Raw genomic sequence first — 18,646 nt, 5'->3', positions numbered from 1 at the left:
CGCCGACGGCACCCGGACCCACGCCCGCCAGCGCCGAGCGGCGCCGGCGCCGGCCGGTGGGCAGCTCGGAGGCGGCGACCAGGCCGAGCGCCTCGACCGAGGGCTCCGCCGGCTCCGGGCCGGACGCCGCGCCGCGCACCGCCCGGGCCGGAGCCCGGTCGAACTCCGGCTCGGGGCCGGATGTCCACTGCTCGGTGGCCGCGCGCGCCCACGACCGGGCCGCCGACGGTCGCTGCTCGGGCTCCGGCGCCGGTTCGGGCTCCGGTTCCTCGGCGACCGCGGCGAACCAGTCCGGCGGGCCGTAGTCGTCGTCCTCGGGGCCCGCCGGGCCGCCGCCCACCATGTCGTACTGCATCAACGGCTCAGGCCTTGGCAGCCGCCGTCTTCTTCGCCGCGGCCGTCTTGGCGGCGGTCGCGGCGGTCGCGGTGACCGGCTTGGCCGCGCCGTCGGCAGCGGCGGCCTCCGGCTCGCCCTCGGCCGGCTCCTCGGTCTTCGGACCGATGCCGAGCTTGCCCTTGATCTTCCGCTCGATCTCGTCGGCGAGCTGCGGGTTGTCCCGCAGGAAGTTGCGGGCGTTCTCCTTGCCCTGGCCGAGCTGGTCGCCCTCGTAGGTGTACCAGGCGCCGGACTTGCGGATGAAGCCGTGCTCGACGCCCATGTCGATCAGGCCGCCCTCGCGGCTGATGCCGATGCCGTAGAGGATGTCGAACTCGGCCTGCTTGAACGGCGCGGCGACCTTGTTCTTGACGACCTTGACGCGGGTGCGGTTGCCGACCGCCTCGGTGCCGTCCTTGAGGGTCTCGATGCGGCGGATGTCCAGCCGGACCGAGGCGTAGAACTTCAGCGCCCGGCCACCGGTCGTGGTCTCCGGCGAGCCGAACATGACGCCGATCTTCTCGCGCAGCTGGTTGATGAAGACGGCGGTGGTGTTCGACTGGTTCAGCGCACCGGCGATCTTGCGCAGCGCCTGGCTCATCAGACGGGCCTGCAGACCGACGTGCGAGTCACCCATCTCGCCCTCGATCTCGGCGCGCGGGACGAGCGCCGCGACCGAGTCGATGATCACCAGGTCGACCGCGCCGGAGCGGATCAGCATGTCGGTGATCTCCAGGGCCTGCTCGCCGGTGTCCGGCTGGCTGACCAGCAGGGCGTCGGTGTCCACGCCGAGCTTCTTGGCGTACTCGGGGTCGAGCGCGTGCTCCGCGTCGACGAAGGCGACCGTGCCGCCGGCCCGCTGGGCGTTGGCGGCCAGGTGCAGCGTCAGGGTGGTCTTACCGGAGGACTCGGGGCCGTAGATCTCGACCACCCGGCCGCGCGGGATGCCGCCGACCCCGAGGGCGACGTCCAGGGCGGTCGACCCGGTGGAGATCACCTCGATCGGCTCGTTCGCCTTCTCGCCGAGGCGCATCACCGAGCCCTTGCCGAACTGTCGCTCGATCTGGGCGAGCGCGGCCTCGAGGGCCTTCTCCTTGTCCGTACCTGCCATGGCTTTTTCCCTCGGGTTCTGTGCTGTGCGCTTCATCGTCCTCGACGCTAGCGCGTCCCACTGACAAACGAGCCCCACCCGGCTCGCCCTGTGGAAAACTCCACGCCGGAGAGTACAAAAGAACATCTGTTCGATTCAAGCCCCGCGCTCACCCGAACACGCCGCGGGGCGGGCGGCCGGATCCCTCCCGACCACCCGCCCCGCCGACCGCCGCCCCGTCGAGCGTCATCCCCGTCGAGCGTCACTCCCCGCCGACCGTCATCCCCCGTCGCCGCCGACCATCCGCCGCAGCCGCCGCGCCGCCTCCCGGCGCAGCTCCCGCCGGGCCCGCCGCTGCTCCCCCCGGTCGATCCGCGGGTCGGTGGCCACCTCGTACCGCCGCACGTACGTCCCGACGAAGCCCTGCAGGGTCGCCGCCGCCGGGATCGCGATCAGCGCGCCCACCGCACCCAGCAGCGCCGCCCCCGCGATCACCGCCCCGAAGGCCACCGCCGGGTGCACGTCCACCGTCCGGGCGGTGATCCTCGGGTGCAGCACGTAGTTCTCGACCTGCTGGTAGACCACCGTGAAGACCAGCACCCACAGCGCGTCCACCGGCTCCAGGGTGAGTGCCACCAGCACCGGCAGCGCTCCCGCCAGGTACGTCCCGATGGTCGGCACGAACTGGGACATGACGCCCACCCAGATCGCCAGCGCCGCCGAGTACGGCAGGTCGATCAGCGCGAACATCACCCAGTGCCCGGCCGCCGACACCACCGCCAGCACCGCCCGCGAGTACAGGTAGCCGCCGGTCTTGGCCAGCGCGATCTCCCAGGCCCGCAGCACCTCGCCCTGCTTGGCCGGCGGCAGCAGCGAACAGACCGTCCGGCGGACCCGGGGCCCCTCGGCGGTGAAGTAGAACGTGAACAGCCCCACCGTGAAGGTCTGGAACAGCCCCCCGAGCAGGGTGGAGGACACCCCCCAGACGTTGTCGGCGGCCTGCTGGACGTAGGTCTCCAGCGTCCCCGAGTCCTTCAACAGCCGCTTCTGCAGCTCCCCCAGCGACAGCTCCTGGTGGAACGTCCGGTTGACCCAGCCGATCAGGTTGTCCACCAGGTGCGGCAGGTCCCCCGCGATCTTCGCCACCTGATCCACCAACAAGGTGCCCAGCGCCGCCAGGAATCCCACCACCGCGACCCCGACCGCGACGAACACCAGGAAGGTCCCCACCCCCCGGCGCACCCCCCGCGCCGCCATCCGGTCCACCGCCGGCTCCAGCGCCAGCGACAGGAAGAACGCCACCAGCAGCATCACGAACAGGTCGATCAACTGCCGGAACGCCCAGTCCGCGAGCTGGAACAGCCCCACCAGCACCAGGAACAGCACCATCGCGCGCGGCAACCAGGGCGGCATCCCGCCCCACGACCGCTCCCCCTCGACACCCCGCACCGGCTCGCCCCGGCGCTTCTGCTCTCCGCTCGTAGTCACCCGGACAGTCTGTCCCACCGCCCCTCAGCGCAACTGCGCCGAAACCCCCTGGGTCTCACACACCACCCGCCACACGTCCTTGGCCTCCCACCCCGCCTCCAACGCCTGGTGCACCGTCCGCCCGCCCAACTCACTCATCACGTGATCGGACGCGAACGACTCCGCGTACCCCTCCCCGAAGTGCGCGTACATCCGTCGCCAGAACTCGGTCAGCCTCATGCCCCCAAGTATCCCGAACCCCCCACGCCCCCACCCACCCCCACGCACCGGCCCCGCGCAGCGGCCCTCACCCCGGCACGACCACCACCCCCACCCCGACGTACTGCCGGTCGCCGCACCCCCGGGCCCCCACCGGACACCCTCCGGCCGCCGCCGCCGCCGCGGCCGCCGCCGCCCCCACCACCACGCCCGCCAGCTCCCCCGACCCGGCCCCCGGGTGCAGCGCCGCCGCCACCGCCACCGCCCCCGTCACGTGCGCCGCCGCCATCGAGGTCCCCGCCAGCGCCGCGTACTGCCCGCCGGGCCAGTCCGAGACGATCGCCCCCTGCGGCCCCCCGTCCGGGTCGCCCCCCGGGGCCGCCAGCGAGACCCTGCCCCGCCCGTAGTTGGTGTAGGAGGACGGCCGCCCGTCCCGGTTGACGGCCGTGACGGTCAGGACCCCGGGCAGCTCGCCGGGAAGGCGGATGCACTCGGTGCCCAGGTGGCGGGTGAGGGGCGGCCCGGAGACCCGGTCGTTGGGGCTGCGCCCGTCGGTCCGGGCGGCGCCGAGGTCCTGTCCGTCGTTGCCCGCCGAGGCCACCACCACGGCCCCCTTGCGCTGGGCGTACGCGACGGCCCGCCCGACGGCCGCGATCAGGGCCGCCTGGTCCCGGTCCTCGGGGCAGTTGTACTTCCACGGGTCGGCGAAGTAGCTGTCGTTGACGGCCTTGGCCCCGTGGTCGGCCGCCCAGAGCATCCCGCAGACGATGTTCTCCGCGTAGTACTGCCCGAGCGGCCCGAGCAGCCGCACGGCGGCGATCCGCACCCCGGGGGCGACCCCGGTGACGCCCTGCCCGTCGCGGGCCGCGCCGATGATCCCGGCGACGTGGGTGCCGTGCCCGCTCTCCGTCACTCCGGGGTCGGGCCGCCAGGCGCCGGTGCGGGCGTCGGGGCGTCCGTCGGCGCAGGAGGCCGAGGCCTTGGGGTCGACGGCGGCCCGCAGGTCCGGGTGGGTGTCGTCGACGCCCGAGTCCAGGACGGCGACCAGCACCTTGCGCATCGCCTCGGCCCCCGGCGCACCGCCTCCGGCGGCGTCCCCGGTCCGCCCCTGCTCCGCGTGCACCATGCTCAGGTTCCACGCCCCGCCCTCTCCCGGGTCCGGAAGGGTCGCGGTCCCGCCGTCCCGCCCCTCCGACCCCCGGACACCCCACCCGCCGCCTCCGGCGCTCCCGCTCCCGACGGCCCCGGCAGTGCCGCCCACGGCATCCCCCGCCGCGAAGTCCCCCGCCCCGTCGACCGCCCGCGGCGGCCCCACCACCGGCGCCGTCCGGGTGGCCCCGACCGCCGCGATCCCGGGCCGGGCCCGCACCCGGTCCGCGAAGCCGCCGGTCGCGTACGCCAGCACCGCCCCGATCTGCGGGTACTCCTGCACCACCTGCCCGCCCGCCGCCCGGCTCTGCGCCCCGGCCAGGGCGGCGCCCGCCGCGTCGTCCTGCCGCGCCAGCACCAGATAGCTGAGGTACGCACGCCCGGGCCCGGAGGCGTACGGCACGGCGCCGCCGAGCACCAGCGCCGTGAGCAGCATCGCGAGCAGCACCCAGGTGGGCCCGCAGACCCTGCGCCGACGGCCCCCCGGGCACCGACCCCCGTGAACGGCCCCGGACCGGTGCGCCTGCGCCATCCCACGCCCTCCGCTTCTCGCTCCGGTCTCGGTCACGGTCACGGATGGATCACGCGCCCGATTCATCACGATATGAGCGGATCATCATTCCCGCTCCCGCAACTGCACCCGCCCCCACCTCCGGCACCCCGACCCCGACCACTCACCCCGTCACGCCCCACCACCACCCCACGTGTCAGTCCCACCCGGCACCATGGGGGCATGGCGCCCCCGCACCCGACCCCGCCCGGCGACCCCACCGGCCCCGGCGACCCCACCGACCCGCTGGCCGGCTTCGCCCCCGCCACCCGGGCCTGGTTCTCCGGCGCCTTCTCCGCCCCCACCGCCGCCCAGTCCCAGGCCTGGCAGGCCATCCAGCAGCAGACCGACGTCCTGGTGGTCGCCCCCACCGGCTCCGGCAAGACGCTCGCCGCCTTCCTCGCCGCTCTCGACCGGCTGAGCAGCACCCCGCCCCCCGCCGAGCCCGAGCGCCGCTGCCGGGTGCTCTACGTCTCCCCGCTCAAGGCCCTCGCGGTGGACGTCGAGCGGAACCTGCGCGCCCCGCTGACCGGCCTGCGCCAGGCCGCCGTCCGGCTGGGCCTGCCCGAGCCCGAGGTCCAGGTCGCGATCCGCTCCGGCGACACCCCGGCCGCCGACCGCCGCCGCTTCGCCACCCACCCGCCGGACATCCTGATCACCACCCCCGAGTCGCTGTTCCTGCTGCTCACCTCGGCCTCCCGGGAGGCCCTGCGCGGGGTGGACACGGTGATCCTGGACGAGGTGCACGCGGTCGCCGGCACCAAGCGCGGCGCCCACCTGGCCCTCACCCTGGAGCGGCTGGACGAGCTGCTGGACCGCCCGGCCCGCCGGATCGGCCTGTCCGCGACCGTGCGCCCGGTCGAGGAGGTGGCCCGCTTCCTGAGCCCCCAGCGCGGCGCCGTCGTGGTCCAGCCGCCCTCCACCAAGGAGTTCGCCCTCTCGGTGGTCGTCCCGGTCCCCGACCTGGACGACCTGCCCGCCGCCCCGGCCACCGGCGGCGCCGCCGACTCCGACCCGCAGCGCCAGTCCTCGATCTGGCCGCACGTCGAGGAGCGGATCGTCGACCTGGTCGAGGCGCACCGCTCGACCATCGTCTTCGCCAACTCCCGCCGCCTGGCCGAGCGCCTGTGCAACCGGCTGAACGAGATCGCGTACGAGCGCGCCACCGGCGCCGCCGCCCCCGAGGCGCACGCCCCGGCCGCGCTGATGGGCGGCTCGGGCGCCGCCAGGGGCGTGCCCCCGGTCATCGCCCGGGCCCACCACGGCTCGGTCTCCAAGGAGCAGCGCTCCCTGGTCGAGGAGGAGTTGAAGGCCGGCCGGCTGCCCGCCGTGGTCGCCACCTCCAGCCTGGAGCTGGGCATCGACATGGGCGCGGTGGAACTCGTCGTCCAGGTCGAGTCCCCGCCCTCGGTCGCCTCCGGCCTGCAACGCGTCGGCCGGGCCGGGCACCAGGTCGGCGCCGTCTCCACCGGCGTCTTCTTCCCCAAGTACCGGGGCGACCTGGTGCAGTCCGCCGTGGTCACCGAGCGGATGCGGGAGGGCCGGATCGAGGCGCTGCGGATCCCGCGCAACCCGCTGGACGTACTGGCCCAGCAGTTGGTCGCGATGACGGCCCTGGACACCTGGCCGGTGGACGAGCTGCTCACGGTGGTCCGCCGCGCCGCGCCCTTCGCCACCCTCCCGCAGTCCGCCTTCGACGCCGTGCTGGACATGCTGGCCGGCCGCTACCCCTCGGACGCCTTCGCCGAGCTGCGCCCCCGCGTGGTCTGGGACCGCGTCGCCGGCACCGTCACCGGCCGCCCCGGCGCCCAACGCCTGGCCGTCACCTCCGGCGGCACCATCCCCGACCGCGGACTGTTCGGCGTCTTCATCGCCGGCTCGGCGGCGTCCGGTTCGACGACGGAGAAGAAGAAGGGCGGCGGCGGTCGGGTCGGGGAGCTCGACGAGGAGATGGTCTACGAGTCCCGGGTCGGCGACGTCTTCACCCTCGGCACCACCTCCTGGCGGATCGAGGAGATCACCCACGACAAGGTGCTGGTCACCCCCGCCCCCGGCGTCCCCGGCCGGCTCCCGTTCTGGAAGGGCGACACCCTCGGCCGCCCGCTCGAACTCGGCCGCGCCCTGGGCGCGTTCACCCGCGAGCTGGGCGCCCTCGCGCCCGAGGCCGCCACCGCGCGCCTCCGGCGGGCCGGCCTGGACGACTGGGCGGCCGCCAACCTGCTGGACTACCTCGCCGAGCAGCGGAAGGCCTGCGGCCACCTCCCCGACGACCGCACCATCGTGGTCGAGCGCTTCCGCGACGAACTGGGCGACTGGCGGATCGTCATCCACTCCCCCTTCGGCGCCCAGGTGCACGCCCCCTGGGCGCTCGCCCTCGGCGCCCGGCTGCGCGAGAAGCACGGCCTGGACCCGCAGGTCATGCACGCCGACGACGGCATCGTGCTCCGCCTGCCGGACGCGGACCTCCTCGCCCCCGACTTCGATTTCAGCAGCCCCCCGGACCAGGCCGGCTCCGACGAGGCCCCGGTCGGCGCCGACGCCGCCCTGTTCGAGCCCGACGAGATCGAGCAGCTGGTCACCGAGCAGGTCGGCGGCTCCGCCCTGTTCGCCTCCCGCTTCCGCGAGTGCGCCGGCCGCGCCCTGCTGCTCCCCCGCCGCAGCCCGGGCCGCCGCACCCCGCTGTGGCAGCAGCGCCAACGCGCCGCCCAACTGCTCGAAGTCGCCTCCGAGTACGGCTCGTTCCCGATCGTCCTGGAAGCCGTCCGGGAGTGCCTCCAGGACGTCTTCGACGTCCCCGGGCTGGTCGAGCTGATGGCGGACCTCGAATCCCGCGCCGTCCGCCTGGTCGAGGTCACCACCGCCGAGCCCTCCCCCTTCGCCCGCTCCCTGCTGTTCGGCTACGTCGCCCAGTTCCTCTACGAGGGCGACTCCCCGCTCGCCGAACGCCGGGCCGCCGCCCTGTCGTTGGACTCCCGACTGCTGTCGGAGCTGCTCGGCCAGGCCGAACTGAGCGAGCTGCTCGACCCGCAGGTGCTCGCCGAGCTGGAGGCCGAGCTCCAACGCCTCACCCCCGAGCGCCGGATCAGGGACGCCGAGGGCGTCGCCGACGCGCTGCGCCTGCTCGGCCCGCTCTCCGAGGCCGAGTTGACGGCGCGCGGCGCCGAGCCGCTCTGGCCCCTGGAGCTGGAGGCCGCCCGCCGGGTGATCCAGGTCCGGATCGCCGGCGAGCAGCGCTGGGCCGCGGTCGAGGACGCCGGGCGGCTGCGCGACGCCCTGGGCACCCCGCTGCCGGTGGGCGTCCCCGAGGCCTTCACCGAGCCGGTCAAGGACCCGCTGGGCGACCTGCTGGCCCGGCACGCCCGCACCCACGGCCCGTTCACCGCCGCCGAGGCCGGCGCCCGCTACGGCCTCGGCACCGCCGTCGTCACCGGCACCCTGCAACGGCTGACCGCCGCCGGCCGCCTGGTCCAGGGCGCCTTCCGACCCGCCGAGAGCCAGATCCTCCCCGAGCGGCACACCGCCACCGCCGAGTGGTGCGACGCCGAGGTGCTGCGCCGGCTGCGCCGCCGTTCACTGGCCGCGCTGCGCCAGGAGGTGGAGCCCGTCCCGCCGCGCGCCCTGGCCGCCTTCCTCCCGCAGTGGCAGCACCTGGCCGGCCACCGGCTGCGCGGCCCGGACGGCCTGCTCCGGGTGGTCGAACAGCTCCAGGGCACCGCCCTGCCCGCCTCCGCCCTGGAGAAGCTGATCCTCCCGGCCCGGCTCGCCGACTACTCCCCCGGCCTGCTGGACGAGCTGACGGCGGCCGGCGAGATCGGCTGGTGCGGTGCCGGCGCGCTGCCCGGCAAGGACGGCTGGCTCAGCCTGCACCTGGCCGAGAACGCCCACCTGCTGCGCCCGGAGCCCGTCCCGCCCGCCCTCACCCCGCTGCACAGCGCCCTCCTCCAGGCCCTGGCGGGCGGCTACGGCCTGTTCTTCCGCCAGCTCGTCCAGCAGCTCCCCGAGGACACCCCGGAGCCCGAGGTCGTGACGGCCCTCTGGGACCTGGTCTGGGCCGGTTACGTCAGCAACGACACCCTGGCCCCGCTGCGCGCCCTGCTCGGCTCCGGCCGGACGGCGGGCGCCACCGCCCACCGCGCCCCCCGGGCGACCCCGCGCGGCCGGTACGGCGGCGCGGGCCGCGCCTTCGGCCGGGAGGGCGGGGCGCTGCGCAGCGGCCCGCCGACGGTGGCCGGGCGCTGGTCGCTGCTGCCCGCCTTCGCCGCCGATCCGACCGTCCGGGCGACGGCCAGGGCGCAGAGCCTGCTGGACCGGCACGGTCTGCTGACCCGCGGCACGGTGGCCGCCGAACGGGTGCCCGGCGGCTTCGCCGGGGTGTACCGGGTGCTCTCCGCGATGGAGGAGCGCGGCCGGGCCCGCCGGGGCTACTTCGTCGAGGGCCTGGGCGGTGCCCAGTTCGCCATGGAGGGCGCCGCCGACCGGCTGCGCTCGGTCAACGGCCGACTGGAGCGGGCCCGGGCCACCGAGTGGCCGGCCGCTCCGGCCGCCGAGCCGCCGCAGCTGCTGGTGCTGGCCGCCGCCGATCCGGCGAACGCCTACGGCGCCGCGCTGCCCTGGCCCGAACCGCCCGCCGCCGCGGGGGCCGCGGACGCCAAGGCGCACCGCCCGGGCCGCAAGGCGGGCGCCCTGGTGGTCCTGGTGGACGGTGAGCTCGCGCTGTACGTGGAGCGGGGCGGCAAGTCCCTGCTGGCCTGGCCGGAGGACGACGCGACCCTGGCCCTGGCCACCGGGGCGCTCGCGGGGGCGGTCCGCGCGGGCGCGCTCGGCAGCGTCACGGTCGAGCGGGCCAACGGCGGGCCGGCCCTGGGCTCCGAGCTCGGCCGCGCCCTGGAGGAGGCCGGCTTCCACGCCACCCCCCGCGGGCTCCGGCTGCGCCCCTGAGGAGTGCCGGAAGAGCGCCGGAGGCCGCGGAGTCAACGACCCCGCGGCCTCCGGCCACGTCGATTCACCCGATCGGCGGAGGCTGCGCCTCCGCCCGGCCCACGGCCTCCTCGTGCCCCTGCGGGCGCCGGGCCGGTCCGGTCGCGTTCCGGTCGGCATGGACCGGGATCAGACCGAGTCCCCAGCCGCCGGCCGCCAGCAGGCCGAGCACCGCGCCGTCGGCGAGCTGTCCCCGGACGGCCACCAGCCACCAGGCGAGCCCGCCCGCGAGTGCCACCAGGACCCAACGGGCCGGCCAGGGCATCAGACGCCGCAGCCGTATTCGGGCCACCGCGCACACCGTCGCGAGTCTCCGCACGACCGCCCTCCTCCGCTCGCCCCGGGGTTCCTCGGGCCCGTCGTGGGACGGGCACCCGGGAGGTGCGAGGCCGGGTCAGGCAGCGACCACGTCCATCGCGGCGGCCTTGGGCGACATGTTCGCCCGGTCGGCGCCGGGGGCGGGCAGCGGAACCGGTTCGAGCACCGGCCTCAGCAGATCACCTTCGGAGAGGGTGGCCATCGCCGCAAGTTCGGCGAGCGACAGTTCGTCGCTGACCTCGCGCATGACCTCGGACATCCGGACGTCGAGTGCGTCGCAGATGGCGGAGAGCAGCTCCGAAGAGGCCTCCTTCTGTCCCCGCTCGACCTCGGAGAGGTACCCGAGCGAAACCCTGGCGGCCGCCGACACCTCGCGGAGTGTGCGGCCCTGGCGCTGGCGCTGCCGACGCAGTACATCGCCCAGTAGGCGACGGAGCAGGATCATCGGTGCCTCCCTCCTCGGACTGCGGATCGAGATGTCACGCCCCCACCGTACCGCCTTGCCCGCTTCGCGTGCGGGGACCCTGGTCGTGTTCACTGTGGGCTGCAAGGCCGTCCCCCTCCTCGTGCCGGTGTCGTACCCGGGTTCGCGGGCCCCTCGTGGTACCCGACTCGGCCCGCCCCGCCACCGTCACGCAACTCGTTCGCCACCTGGTTTCTGCCCAACCAGGCCGTTGGATGTAACACGATCCTCCAGCTGTGTCATACCCCGTGCGCGGGTTCGGCAGATCTCGGTTCGGTGGAGATCCGCCCGCGGGCCGTCATCGAGCGAGCCGGCCGACGAGCAGCTCCAGTGCGGCGGTCACCGCTCCGTGACGGATTGTGGCACGGGCGCCCGACAGCAGGGGCGAACTGACCAGAGTTCCCCCCGGACCGGCGACCGCCAGGTGTACCGTGCCCACCGGCTGCCCGCCCTGCGGCTCCGGACCGGCCACGCCGGTCGTCGCGAGCCCGTACGTGGCCCCCAGCAACCCGCGCACGCCTTCGGCCATCTGTCGGGCCACCACCGGGTGCACGGGACCGTACACGTCCAACAGGCCCTCGTCCACACCGAGTACCGAGGCCTTCACCTCGGTCGCGTACGCGGTGACCGACCCGCGGAAGGTCGCGGACGCCCCCGGGACGTCCACCAGGGCGGCGGCCAGCAGCCCGCCGGTCAGCGACTCGGCGACGGCGAGCGTGCCGCCCTCGGCCCGCAGCGCCGCGTGCGCCCGCTCGGCCAGCCCGTACAGCTCGTGGTCCGTCACCCCGGCCCCCTCCGTCCGTCAGCGGTCCGCGCGCTCCGCGGCCGTGCCCTCGCGGCGCAGGCGCAGCGCCTGGCCGATGTAGTCCAGCGCGGTGGCGACGGTCAGCAGCACCGCCGCGGCCATCAGCACCGCCCGCCCGGTGGCCAGCCAGCCGGTCAGCGGCAGCACGTACATGCCGACCGCCGTGCCCTGGGTCAGCGTCTTGAGCTTGCCGCCGCGGCTGGCCGGGATGACGCCGTAGCGGATCACCCAGAAGCGCATCAGGGTGATGCCGAGCTCGCGGGCCAGGATCACCACGGTGACCCACCAGGCCAGGTCGCCGAGGACGGAGAGGCCGATCAGCGCCGAGCCCATGATCGCCTTGTCGGCGATCGGGTCGGCGATCTTGCCGAAGTCGGTGACCAGGCCCTTGCGGCGGGCGATCTCGCCGTCGAACAGGTCGGTGATCATCGCGATCGCGAACGCCGCCCAGGCGACCGCGCGCCACTTGGGGTTGTGCCCGTCGTCGGCGAACAGCAGGGCCACGAAGACCGGGACGAGCAGCACCCGGACCATGGTGAGCACGTTGGCGATGTTCCAGACCCCCGGCGCCGGCGGAACCGCGGCCGCCGGTCTGCCCGGGTGGGCCGCGGCCGGGGCCCCGGGCCCCTTGGTCATTCCCCGGCTCCCGGAGCCTCGGCCCCCGACGTCGCGGGCCGGCGCACCTGTTCCAGCGCCTCGGCGATCAGGTCGACGCCCTCGCTGGCCACCACGGTGGCCCGCCAGAACTGCCCGATCCGCGGGTCCTCGACGCCGTGCAGGGTGGTCAGGCCGTCGGTCTCCGGGGCCTGGTGGGCGGAGCGGCCCTCGACCACGCCGTCCTCGATCGACTCGATCAGCACCTCGACCTCGGTGCCGATCCGCTGCTCGGCCCGCTGGGCGGTCATCTCCTCGGCGAGCCGGCTGAGCCGGGCCAGCCGGTCGGCGACGACGTCCTCGGGCAGCTTGCCGTCGTAGGTCGCCGCCTCGGTGCCGTCCTCGTCGGAGTAGCCGAAGACGCCGATCGCGTCCAGCCCGGCCTCGGTGACGAAGCGCTCCAGCTCGGCGAAGTCCTCCTCGGTCTCACCGGGGAAGCCGACGATGAAGTTGGACCGGGCGCCGGCCTGCGGGGCCTTGTCCCGGATGGTCCCGAGCAGCTGGAGGAACTGGTCGGTGGAGCCGAAGCGGCGCATCCGGCGCAGCACGGCCGGCGCCGAGTGCTGGAAGGACAGGTCGAAGTAGGGCAGCACGTCGGCGGTGCCGGTCATCGCGTCGATCAGGCCGGGGCGCATCTCGGCCGGCTGGAGGTAGGAGACCCGCACCCGCTCGACGCCCTCGATCGCGGAGATCTCGCCGAGCAGGGTCTCCAGCAGCCGGATGTCGCCGAGGTCCTTGCCGTACGAGGTGTTGTTCTCGCTGACCAGGACGATCTCGCGGACGCCCTGCCCGGCCAGCCACTGGGCCTCCTGCAGCACGTCGGAGGGGCGGCGGGAGATGAAGGAGCCGCGGAAGGCGGGGATGGCGCAGAAGGAGCAGCGCCGGTCGCAGCCGGAGGCGAGCTTGACCGAGGCGACCGGGCTGTCGTCCAGCCGCTTGCGCAGGGTGCGCGGGCCGGAGGCCGGGGCGAGGCCGTCGGGCAGGTCGGTGATCGGCTCGGCGGCGGCCTCGGCGCCGTGGCCGGGCAGCGCGACGGCCTCGGCGGCGGACTGCCGCTCGGCCGGGCTGATCGGCAGCAGCTTGCGGCGGTCGCGCGGGATGTGCGGGGCGTGGTGGCCGCCGGAGAGGATGGTCTGCAGGCGGTCGGAGATGTCGGAGTAGTCGTCGAAGCCGAGCACCCCGTCGGCCTCCGGCAGCGCGTCGGCGAGCTCCTTGCCGTACCGCTCGGCCATGCAGCCGACCGCGACGACGGCCTGGGTGCGGCCGTGCCCCTTGAGGTCGTTGGCCTCCAGCAGGGCGTCGACGGAGTCCTTCTTGGCGGCCTCGACGAAGCCGCAGGTGTTGACGACGGCGACATCGGCCTCGGCGGCGTCGTCGACGAGCAACCAGCCGTCGGCTTCCAGTCGCCCGGCGAGTTCCTCGGAGTCCACCTCGTTGCGGGCGCATCCGAGCGTGACAAGGGCGACAGTGCGGCGTTCAGGCATAGGGCCAAGATTAACGCGCGGCCTCCGGTGCCGTTCGCCCCGGAGGCCGCGTGCCACGAATCAGCTGATCATCGACGGCCCTCGACGGGCCCTGTGGTCAGCCCGCCTGCGGGTCGCCGGGGGTGTACGTGACGTGCACCACCTGGCCGTCCTTGCCGAGGACGCCGAGGTCCTTGCCGTTGACGTACGCGTGCACGGCCCCGCCGTTGCCGAGCACCAGCTTGATCTGCTTGGGGTCGGTGAAGGTCTGGTCCTGGCCGTCGCTGATGTTGTTCTGGAACAGCGACTTGCCGCTGCCGTCCGTCGCGGAGACCCAGCTGGTGCCCTCGGCGACCAGCTTCACGGTGACCTTGTCGGCCGGGACGGCGGCGATCGCGGCGGCGCTCGGCGCGGGCGCCGGCGGCTGGACGGTCGGCGTGACCGGGGCGACCGAGCCGGTGCCGGAGCCGCTGGGCAGCGGCGCGCTGGCCGAGCCGGTGGTGCCGTGGCCGCTCTTGCCGCTGACCAGGTTGAAGCCGATCAGCGCGACCACCGCGACGATCGCGGCGACCATGGCGGCCGCCCAGTTCGGCCGGCTGCGGCCGGGGACCTTGATCGGGCCGCTGTCCATCAGCTGGGTGGCGGGGCGCTTGGAGGCCGGTGAGCCGCCGTGCGCGGCGTCGTAGCGGGCGACCAGGGCCTCGCCGTCCGCGCCGACCGCCTGGGCGATCGCGCGGATGTGCCCGCGGGCGTAGAAGTCGCCGCCGCAGCGGTCGAAGTCGTCCTCCTCGATGGCATGGACGATCGGCACCCTGACACGGGTGGCGGTACTCACCTGGTCCACCGTGAGTCCCGCCTCGATCCGGGCGGCGGACAGCACCCGGCCGATGCTCGGGGCATCGGCCGCCTGCACCACGTCGTCGGTCGGCTCGACGGACGACGGGGCGTTCTCGCGGTCGGAGGACTTGCCGATGGTCACGGGGCACGCCTTTCGAGCGGATGGCCACCTGCTGGAGAACAGTCTAGGGGCGTGGGTGGATCGTTTCTCAAGCGGAACGGGCCCGAATGCGCGTACCCGCCCCGGCCGGGCGCCGGCCCCCCGCTGAACGGTCGTCAGCGAGGGCGCGCCGGGAAGGCCGGAGTGCGCTTTCCGGCCAGTGACGCCGCGTACGCACATTCGGTTCCCCGCACCGCGCCTACCCTCCTCCGAACGAGTGAATCCACCCGGAGGGCACGATCCGTCAGCCCTGCGGGGCCGGTGCCCGGCCCCGCGGGCACGCCCGGCCCCACGGCCCCGCTCAGCCCCGCAGGATCACCAGCACGCCGTCCAGCTCGTCCGGCTTCACCAGCACGTCGCGGGCCTTGGAGCCCTCGCTCGGGCCGACGATCCCGCGCGACTCCATCAGGTCCATCAGCCGGCCCGCCTTGGCGAAGCCGACCCGGAGCTTGCGCTGGAGCATCGAGGTCGAGCCGAACTGGGTGGAGACCACCAGCTCGGCCGCCTGGATCAGCAGGTCCAGGTCGTCGCCGATCTCCTCGTCGATCTCCTTCCTGGGCCCGCCCCCGACCGTCACGTCGTCCCGGTAGACGGCGGTCAGCTGGTCCTTGCAGTGCTGCACCACCCGGGCGATCTCCGCCTCGGTGACGAACGCGCCCTGCATGCGGACCGGCTTGCTCGCGCCCATCGGGAGGAACAGCGCGTCGCCCTTGCCGATCAGCTTCTCCGCGCCGGGCTGGTCCAGGATGACCCGGGAGTCGGCCATCGCGGAGGTCGCGAAGGCCAGCCGGGACGGCACGTTGGCCTTGATCAGGCCGGTCACCACGTCCACCGAGGGCCGCTGGGTGGCGAGCACCAGGTGGATGCCGGCCGCCCGGGCCAGCTGGGTGATCCGGACCACCGAGTCCTCGACGTCGCGCGGCGCGACCATCATCAGGTCGGCCAGCTCGTCGACGATCACCAGCAGGTACGGGTACGGCCGCAGCTCCCGCTCGCTGCCCAGCGGCGGGGTGACCTTGCCGGCCTTCACCGCCGCGTTGAAGTCGTCCACGTGCCGGAAGCCGAAGGCCGCCAGGTCGTCGTAGCGCAGGTCCATCTCGCGCACCACCCACTGGAGGGCCTCGGCGGCCTTCTTGGGGTTGGTGATGATCGGCGTGATCAGGTGCGGGATGCCCTCGTACGCGGTCAGCTCGACCCGCTTGGGGTCGACCAGCACCATCCGCACCTCGTCCGGGGTGGCCCGGGCGAGGATCGAGGTGATCAGGCAGTTGATGCAGGAGGACTTGCCCGCACCGGTCGCGCCGGCCACCAGGATGTGCGGCATCTTGGCGAGGTTGGCCATCACGGTGTGGCCCTCGACGTCCTTGCCCATGCCGACGACCATCGGGTGGGTGTCCTCGGCGGCCGTACGCGAGCGCAGCAGGTCGCCGAGGTTGACCATCTCACGGTCCCGGTTGGGGATCTCGATGCCGACCGCGGACTTGCCCGGGATCGGGCTGATGATCCGCACGTCCGGGCTGGCCACCGCGTACGCGATGTTCTTGGCGAGCGCGGTGATCCGCTCCACCTTGACGGCCGGGCCGAGCTCGACCTCGTAGCGGGTGACCGTCGGGCCGCGGGTGAAGCCGGTGACCTTCGCGTCGACCTTGAACTCGGCGAAGGTGCCGGTGAGCTGGGCCACCACCTCGTCGTTGAGGGCGCTGCGGGCCTTGGCCGGGCCGCCGCGCTCCAGCAGGTCGAGCGAGGGCAGCGCGTAGGTGATCCCCTCGCCGAGCTGGAGCTGCTCCATCCGCACCGGCGCCGGGCCGTGCTCCGCGGGCGCCCCCGGGCCGCCGCTGCGGGCGGCCGGGACGGCGGGCTCCTCCGGCGCCGCGGTGAGGTCCTTGACCTGGTGCATCATGTCCGCCACGGCGGAGGAGGCGGGCACCCCGTAGACCAGGGCGCCGTCCAGGTCGGCGGCGGCGCCGGCGGCCAGGTCGCGGGTGGCGTACGGGTCCAGCGGCTCCTGGTCCGCCGGTTCCTTGTCCAGGGAGATGCGGCCGACGGCCTCCGGCTGCCCCTCGTCGTCCTCGGCGGACTGCTTGCGCCGACGGCGGCGCCGCCGGGCGGCCACCTCGTCGTGGGGGCCGTCACCGTCGGTGTCGACGGTGTAGGGCAGCGCCTCGGGGTCGGCGTCCTCCGGCGGATCGGTGGACGGCTCGTACCCCGGCGTGCGCCCCCAGCGCAGCTCGTCTTCGGGCCCCGGCTCGACCACGCCGAGCCGTATCCCGAGCCCGCGGACCCGCTCGCCGATCCGGTTGACCGGGGTGGCGGTGACCACCAGCAGGCCGAAGAAGGCCAGCAGCAGGAGCAGCGGCACGGCCAGGACCGCGCCGGCGGCGGCCATCATCGGGGTGGAGGCGGCCCAGCCGATGATCCCGCCGGCCGCCCTTATCCGGGAGGCGCCGCTGCCCATGGTGGGCGCGCCGCAGCCGATGTGGACCAGGCCGAGGACGCCGATCAGCAGGGTGCTCAGCCCGATCACGATCCGGCCGTTGGCCTCCGGCAGCTCCGGGTGGCGCCAGAGCCGGATGGCGATCCCGGCCAGCAGGAACGGCACCAGCACGTCGAGCCGCCCGAACAGCCCGGACACCACGGCGGTGGCCGCCCCGTTCAGCCAGCCCTCCGAGCTGAACCAGGTGCCGGCCGCGACCACCAGCGCCAGGCCGAACAGCAGCAGGCCGATGCCGTCCTTGCGGTGGTCCGGGTGGAGGTTCTTGGCGCCGTCGCCGAAGCCGCGGAAGATCGCGGCGATCGGGCTGGCGAGGGCGTTGAGGGCGCCCATCACGAACCCCCGGCGCGGCGGGGGCGGCGGGGCCGGCTTGGCCGCCGTCCTCTTCGCGGGGGCCCGGCGGGCGGCCGCCTTCTTGGCGGGCGGCTTGCCCGGGGCCTTGGCCGCGGCCTTCTTGGACGGTCCCGGACTCGGTTTGCGTGCGGCGTTTCCGGGCGTACGAGTGGCCATGGGTCAGCAGCCTACCGGGGAGGGGGACCAGCGCCCACGCGGCCGAGCCCGGGCACCGGGCCGTGTCGCAGACACACCGTCACGCTGACCCGGTTTCACCCAGGTGCAGCAGCAAACCACCCGGACGGGTGAACGTCCGGGGCCGACCTACGGCGTACCGGGGCGCATCGCATCGAGGGCCCGGCGCAGTCCGGCGAGCTTGCGCTCCAGGTGCGCCGCGGTGGCGGCCACCCCGGCGTCCTCGGCCCCGTCCAGCTGCTTGCCCAGCGCCTCCGCCTGCTCCTCGACCGCCGCCAGCCGCGCGGACAGCTCGCCGAGCAGCGCCCCGCCCAGGGACGGCTCGCCGCCACCCGCCTCCAGCTGCAGCCGCAGCAGCGCGGCCTGCTCCTTCAACTGGCAGTTCTTGACGTACAGGTCGACGAAGACCGAGACCTTGGCGCGCAGCACCCACGGGTCGAAGGGCTTGGAGATGTAGTCCACCGCGCCGGCCGCGTAGCCGCGGAAGGTGTGGTGCGGGCCGTGGTTGATCGCGGTCAGGAAGATGATCGGGATGTCCCGGGTGCGCTCGCGGCGCTTGATGTGGGCGGCCGTCTCGAAGCCGTCCATCCCGGGCATCTGGACGTCCAGCAGGATCACCGCGAAGTCGTCCGTCAGCAGCGCCTTGAGCGCCTCCTCGCCGGAGGCGGCGCGGACCAGCGTCTGGTCCAGGGCGGAGAGGATCGCCTCCAGCGCCAGCAGGTTCTCCGGCCGGTCGTCGACCAGGAGGATCTTCGCCTTCTGCATCGGGGCTCGCCCTCCTGTCGCCTGCCTGCCGCCCGGTGCGGGCACTCGCGTACTGCCCACCGCTACCCCGGTCATGCTAGCCGCACCCCCTCGCCCGGCACATCGCTCCGTCGGGACCCGATCCGGAGCGGCGCACAGCCGGTGCTCCGGCGCACGCTCAGCAGCGTGTCGCCGTCCGGTCACTGTTCGCAACGCTCGGTGACCCTACCGGGTTCCCGGGCCGCTCCGCCAGCAAACCGGCCGAGCGGCAGGGGGGGGGGGGGCGGCGGGGCGAGGGGCGGAGGGGCGCCGCGGACCAAAAAAACACCGCACACCACCACCACCCCCACCCCCA

The 18,646-nt window shown here is 74.5% G+C and carries 13 protein-coding genes and 1 pseudogene; 1 reads left to right on the top strand and 13 read right to left on the bottom strand.

Translation table 11 applies throughout. The features are described 5' to 3' along the window. The 5 genes and pseudogenes from ACFWXO_RS36260 to ACFWXO_RS36240 all read right to left on the bottom strand — a co-directional run. Positions 1 to 355: pseudogene (locus ACFWXO_RS36260) on the bottom strand (hypothetical protein); the annotation flags it as partial. A gap of 7 nt (positions 356 to 362) precedes the next feature. Next, the gene (gene recA / locus ACFWXO_RS36255; protein WP_375889400.1) at positions 363 to 1,487 is read right to left on the bottom strand and encodes a recombinase RecA; all 1,125 of its coding nucleotides are present in this window, start codon (positions 1,485 to 1,487) and stop codon (positions 363 to 365) included. Between the two features lie 258 nt (positions 1,488 to 1,745). Then, the gene (locus tag ACFWXO_RS36250; protein ID WP_375889403.1) at positions 1,746 to 2,954 is read right to left on the bottom strand and encodes an AI-2E family transporter; all 1,209 of its coding nucleotides are present in this window, start codon (positions 2,952 to 2,954) and stop codon (positions 1,746 to 1,748) included. A gap of 24 nt (positions 2,955 to 2,978) precedes the next feature. Further along, a complete protein-coding gene (locus tag ACFWXO_RS36245) occupies positions 2,979 to 3,173 on the bottom strand; it encodes a DUF3046 domain-containing protein (RefSeq protein ID WP_375889406.1) in 195 nt (64 codons plus the stop codon). A gap of 67 nt (positions 3,174 to 3,240) precedes the next feature. Next, entirely contained in the window at positions 3,241 to 4,737 is a 1,497-nt protein-coding gene (locus tag ACFWXO_RS36240; protein ID WP_380529447.1) for a S8 family serine peptidase, read from the bottom strand. 297 nt (positions 4,738 to 5,034) lie between these two features. Between ACFWXO_RS36240 and ACFWXO_RS36235 the strand changes: the two genes are divergently transcribed. Beyond that, complete coding sequence (locus tag ACFWXO_RS36235; RefSeq protein ID WP_380529445.1) at positions 5,035 to 9,789, top strand: ATP-dependent helicase; 4,755 nt, start codon at positions 5,035 to 5,037, stop codon at positions 9,787 to 9,789. A 64-nt stretch (positions 9,790 to 9,853) separates the two neighbouring features. On the opposite strand, the gene ACFWXO_RS36230 is transcribed toward ACFWXO_RS36235, so the two are convergent. From ACFWXO_RS36230 to ACFWXO_RS36195, 8 genes are all read right to left on the bottom strand, one after another. Further along, positions 9,854 to 10,147, bottom strand: coding sequence for a hypothetical protein (locus ACFWXO_RS36230; RefSeq protein ID WP_380529444.1), 294 nt, complete (start codon positions 10,145 to 10,147; stop codon positions 9,854 to 9,856). A gap of 75 nt (positions 10,148 to 10,222) precedes the next feature. Continuing rightward, the gene (locus ACFWXO_RS36225; protein WP_030290911.1) at positions 10,223 to 10,591 is read right to left on the bottom strand and encodes a helix-turn-helix domain-containing protein; all 369 of its coding nucleotides are present in this window, start codon (positions 10,589 to 10,591) and stop codon (positions 10,223 to 10,225) included. A gap of 316 nt (positions 10,592 to 10,907) precedes the next feature. Further along, positions 10,908 to 11,393: a CinA family protein gene (locus ACFWXO_RS36220; RefSeq protein WP_380529442.1), complete on the bottom strand. Its 486-nt coding sequence runs from the start codon at positions 11,391 to 11,393 to the stop codon at positions 10,908 to 10,910. An 18-nt stretch (positions 11,394 to 11,411) separates the two neighbouring features. Next, positions 11,412 to 12,050, bottom strand: a complete 639-nt coding sequence (gene pgsA / locus ACFWXO_RS36215; protein WP_375889418.1) for a CDP-diacylglycerol--glycerol-3-phosphate 3-phosphatidyltransferase — start codon at positions 12,048 to 12,050, stop codon at positions 11,412 to 11,414. Then, entirely contained in the window at positions 12,047 to 13,552 is a 1,506-nt protein-coding gene (gene rimO / locus ACFWXO_RS36210) for a 30S ribosomal protein S12 methylthiotransferase RimO (protein WP_375889420.1), read from the bottom strand. The genes pgsA and rimO overlap by 4 nt, the downstream gene beginning before the upstream one ends. 97 nt (positions 13,553 to 13,649) lie before the next feature. Beyond that, positions 13,650 to 14,510 (bottom strand): helix-turn-helix domain-containing protein, encoded by an 861-nt coding sequence (locus ACFWXO_RS36205; RefSeq protein WP_380529440.1) that lies wholly within the window; start codon positions 14,508 to 14,510, stop codon positions 13,650 to 13,652. Positions 14,511 to 14,829: 319 nt separating this feature from the next. After that, positions 14,830 to 17,529 carry a DNA translocase FtsK gene (locus ACFWXO_RS36200; RefSeq protein WP_380529438.1) on the bottom strand — a complete coding sequence of 900 codons (2,700 nt, stop codon included), beginning with the start codon at positions 17,527 to 17,529 and terminating at the stop codon, positions 14,830 to 14,832. 147 nt (positions 17,530 to 17,676) lie between these two features. After that, entirely contained in the window at positions 17,677 to 18,312 is a 636-nt protein-coding gene (locus tag ACFWXO_RS36195; RefSeq protein WP_375889428.1) for a response regulator, read from the bottom strand. Positions 18,313 to 18,646: the final 334 nt, after the last annotated feature.

The sequence above is a fragment of the Kitasatospora sp. NPDC059088 genome, assembly GCF_042738155.1.
Lineage (GTDB): Bacteria > Actinomycetota > Actinomycetes > Streptomycetales > Streptomycetaceae > Kitasatospora.
The sequence above is the reverse complement of the archived record's forward strand: the minus strand, read 5'-3'. Positions and strand labels throughout refer to the sequence as shown.

What these genes read in the sequence shown, in the direction of transcription:
- rimO (WP_375889420.1), bottom strand. Translation starts at nt 13,552, where the DNA reads ATGCCTGAACGCCGCACTGTCGCCCTTGTCACGCTCGGATGCGCCCGC.
- ACFWXO_RS36225 (WP_030290911.1), bottom strand. Translation starts at nt 10,591, where the DNA reads ATGATCCTGCTCCGTCGCCTACTGGGCGATGTACTGCGTCGGCAGCGC.
- ACFWXO_RS36240 (WP_380529447.1), bottom strand. Translation starts at nt 4,737, where the DNA reads ATGCTGCTCACGGCGCTGGTGCTCGGCGGCGCCGTGCCGTACGCCTCC.
- ACFWXO_RS36235 (WP_380529445.1), top strand. Translation starts at nt 5,035, where the DNA reads ATGGCGCCCCCGCACCCGACCCCGCCCGGCGACCCCACCGGCCCCGGC.
- ACFWXO_RS36200 (WP_380529438.1), bottom strand. Translation starts at nt 17,529, where the DNA reads ATGGCCACTCGTACGCCCGGAAACGCCGCACGCAAACCGAGTCCGGGA.
- ACFWXO_RS36245 (WP_375889406.1), bottom strand. Translation starts at nt 3,173, where the DNA reads ATGAGGCTGACCGAGTTCTGGCGACGGATGTACGCGCACTTCGGGGAG.
- pgsA (WP_375889418.1), bottom strand. Translation starts at nt 12,050, where the DNA reads ATGACCAAGGGGCCCGGGGCCCCGGCCGCGGCCCACCCGGGCAGACCG.
- ACFWXO_RS36195 (WP_375889428.1), bottom strand. Translation starts at nt 18,312, where the DNA reads ATGCAGAAGGCGAAGATCCTCCTGGTCGACGACCGGCCGGAGAACCTG.
- recA (WP_375889400.1), bottom strand. Translation starts at nt 1,487, where the DNA reads ATGGCAGGTACGGACAAGGAGAAGGCCCTCGAGGCCGCGCTCGCCCAG.